This is a genomic window from Geopseudomonas aromaticivorans (assembly GCF_019097855.1).
In the GTDB taxonomy this organism is placed as follows: Bacteria; Pseudomonadota; Gammaproteobacteria; order Pseudomonadales; family Pseudomonadaceae; genus Geopseudomonas; species Geopseudomonas aromaticivorans.
Genome location: NZ_JAHRGL010000054.1, coordinates 1 through 1,794 on the forward strand (window position 1 = coordinate 1; position 1,794 = coordinate 1,794).

The window sequence follows — 1,794 nt, forward strand, 5'->3', positions numbered from 1 at the left end:
CCGTGATCGTCAACAAGCGCTCGATGGCCAGCGGCTACGCCGGCCTGGACAACGAATTGTTCTACATGGACAAGTCGATGATGGTGTTCGGCGACGCCAAGAAGGTCATTGAGGACATGCTCAAGGCGGTGGAATAACGTCAGCGGCAGCCGTCACCCAACGGGGTGACGGCTGTATTGCGTACGTTTCCAACCTGACGGACGTCCCGTCCCCTCGCACTGACCTGCTACTTTGAAACACGCCGATTTGGTCGCCCCGGTTTCGCACGCAAATCCGCATGTCTACCACTGACTCGACCATGAGCGAGTCCCCAGCTTCAAGAGTCGGTCATTTGACTACCAAAACGTTGCAGGGCACCTGATACAACACGTGCTCGGTAGTACTGCCAACCAACTTATCCAGTCCCGTACGGTGCACGCTCCCCATCACGATTGCATCGGCCTGGGTCTGGGCTGCGAAGGTGGCGATGGCCTTGACCGGCGGCCCCTCGATGAAGTGTTGACGCTCAGGAGGTACACCATAACGTTCAGCCAGCGTGACGAAGGAGTGATGCAGCGAGCGGCGCAAGTCATTGGTGAAACCTGGAATCGTCACGGTACCGGCCCCCACATCGGCCAGATGCGTGTGCGTTAGATCGTCGGCGTGCAGCAAGTGCAATTCCGCATCGCACTGCAGAGCGAGCCCGTTGGCCGCTTGGATGATGCGGTCATTAAGTCCTGAGATCTGCTCCTCTGGCTGCGAAGGATCAACGGCGGCCACCACCACCCGAGGCAGGGGAGATCTAACCTCGCTGACTAGGTGGACAGGCACTGGGCACTCACGCATTAGCTGCCAATCCATGGGGGTGATGAACACGCGTTTGAGCGCCGACTCATGTTGCACGTCCTTGATCACCAAATCTGGCTGCATTTCTGCCACACACTTGAGGACTTCCTGTAGCGCGTTGCGGGCCAAAATCACATCGGTGCTCACCTTGATACCCTTCCCGCGCAGCAGGTTGCCCTCCTCCTCCAGCCAGTGCTTCTGCGCCTGAATATAGTCCTCGCGAATCTGCTCGCTCTTGCTCAGCAAGCCCGTCATGTGGAAGTTATGGATGACCACCGCGATATGCAGTGCGGCACCGGTGGCCTCAGCTAGGGCAACTGCCCTTTGCAGCGCCGCAGAGTCATGCATGGCCGAGTCGGCTATCAGGAACAGTTGCTTATATTGGCTCATAAGATACCTCCAAGCGTTCTGGGTTATCCGCTGTTGGCATGCGCATGAAAGCCACCAAGATGCTCCGCTTGACCTGTGCCAACTCGTCACACCACCGGCACCTGACGTGCCTTGAGTACGTGAATTCGAAGTCTCAATATAGGTCGAAATCCCATAGCACGCACTTAGGCTCGCCGACGCCATCCCGCCAAAGCTATCGCCACAACGATCGGTTGGCCGCTGGGCGAAAACCCTCGATGACTGGAGGAGCGCCCGCAGCACGGCGCCTTGCAGTTCGCTGGCGAGACCGACCGCATCTACCTGGACCTGCCGCCGCGCCTGGAACTGCACTACGCCGGCTGGCAGCGCACGCTGTGCCTGGAAAGCCGCGCCGCACGCACGGCGGTGCTGTGGAACCCATGGATCGACAAGGCCCGACGCCTGTCGCAGTTCACCGAGGATGCCTGGCAGCACATGCTGTGCATCGAGACCGCCAACGTCTGGGACGACTGCGTGCAGCTCGCCCCTGGCGCCCGTCACAGCTTGGATCTCTGCCTGTGGAGCGAGGCGATTGTGAGCCCGCAGTGAGTCGTCTGCCGC

The 1,794-nt window shown here is 59.9% G+C and carries 3 protein-coding genes; 2 read left to right on the forward strand and 1 reads right to left on the reverse strand.

Features of this window, described 5'->3' with window-relative positions; all coding sequences use genetic code 11:
- On the forward strand, positions 1–137 hold a 137-nt coding region (locus KRX52_RS15885), incomplete at its 5' end, for an NAD(P)(+) transhydrogenase (Re/Si-specific) subunit beta (protein ID WP_217681707.1).
- 190 nt (positions 138–327) lie between these two features.
- On the opposite strand, the gene KRX52_RS15890 is transcribed toward KRX52_RS15885, so the two are convergent.
- On the reverse strand, positions 328–1,215 hold the full coding sequence (locus KRX52_RS15890; protein WP_217682709.1) for a universal stress protein: 888 nt from the start codon (positions 1,213–1,215) through the stop codon (positions 328–330).
- A 267-nt stretch (positions 1,216–1,482) separates the two neighbouring features.
- Here KRX52_RS15890 and KRX52_RS15895 point away from each other — a divergent pair, with 267 nt between their 5' ends.
- Positions 1,483–1,782, forward strand: a complete 300-nt coding sequence (locus KRX52_RS15895; RefSeq protein WP_254797631.1) for an aldose epimerase family protein — start codon at positions 1,483–1,485, stop codon at positions 1,780–1,782.
- The last annotated feature ends 12 nt before the right edge of the window (positions 1,783–1,794 follow it).

Bases quoted from the DNA above. Each gene is read 5' to 3' on its own strand.
- KRX52_RS15890 (WP_217682709.1), bottom strand. From the start codon at position 1,215: ATGAGCCAATATAAGCAACTGTTCCTGATAGCCGACTCGGCCATGCAT.